Below are 587 nucleotides of genomic sequence, written 5' to 3'. Positions count from 1 at the left end.
AACTGCCTGGCAACGTCCTACTCTCCCGGCTCCCTGCGGAGCAAGTACCATCGGCGCTGGAGGGCTTAACGGCCGTGTTCGGCATGGGAACGGGTGTGTCCCCTCCGCCATCATCACCAGACGATTTAGCTATTTCTCAAAAGTGACGAAGAATAATATAGCACATCTTCTTAATCACATTCAAGTGTTGTTTTTTGGAAAATGGTGGAGCTGAACGGGATCGAACCGATGACCTCCTGCTTGCAAGGCAGGCGCTCTCCCAACTGAGCTACAGCCCCATACTAGGGAAATATATGGTGGGCCTAGGCTGACTCGAACAGCCGACCTCACGCTTATCAGGCGTGCGCTCTAACCAACTGAGCTATAGGCCCTCGTAAGCCACAAAAAAAGACGTACTACTTCAAAGGCCAAAAGCTGCGGCACTTCAAAGTTCTATATACGTCAGGGAGTTGATGCTCCCTCAAAACTGAACAGCGAATGTGCGTTACGGTCATATCTCCATAGAAAGGAGGTGATCCATCCGCACCTTCCGGTACGGATACCTTGTTACGACTTCACCCCAGTCATCTACCCCACCTTCGGCGGCT

At 51.8% G+C, this 587-nt stretch carries 2 tRNA genes and 2 rRNA genes; all 4 read right to left on the bottom strand.

From position 1 onward, the window contains the following. Positions 1–4: 4 nt before the first annotated feature. Positions 5–121: ribosomal RNA gene (gene rrf, locus M3630_RS30520) — 5S ribosomal RNA — on the bottom strand. A gap of 81 nt (positions 122–202) precedes the next feature. Continuing rightward, positions 203–278, bottom strand: a tRNA-Ala gene (locus M3630_RS30515). Positions 279–294: 16 nt separating this feature from the next. Beyond that, a tRNA-Ile gene (locus M3630_RS30510) sits at positions 295–371 on the bottom strand. 133 nt (positions 372–504) lie between these two features. Next, positions 505–587, bottom strand: a 16S ribosomal RNA gene (locus M3630_RS30505); the annotation flags it as partial.

This window comes from Brevibacillus sp. MER 51, from assembly GCF_023714195.1.
In the GTDB taxonomy this organism is placed as follows: Bacteria; Bacillota; Bacilli; order Brevibacillales; family Brevibacillaceae; genus Brevibacillus.
The sequence above is the reverse complement of the archived record's forward strand: the minus strand, read 5'-3'. Positions and strand labels throughout refer to the sequence as shown.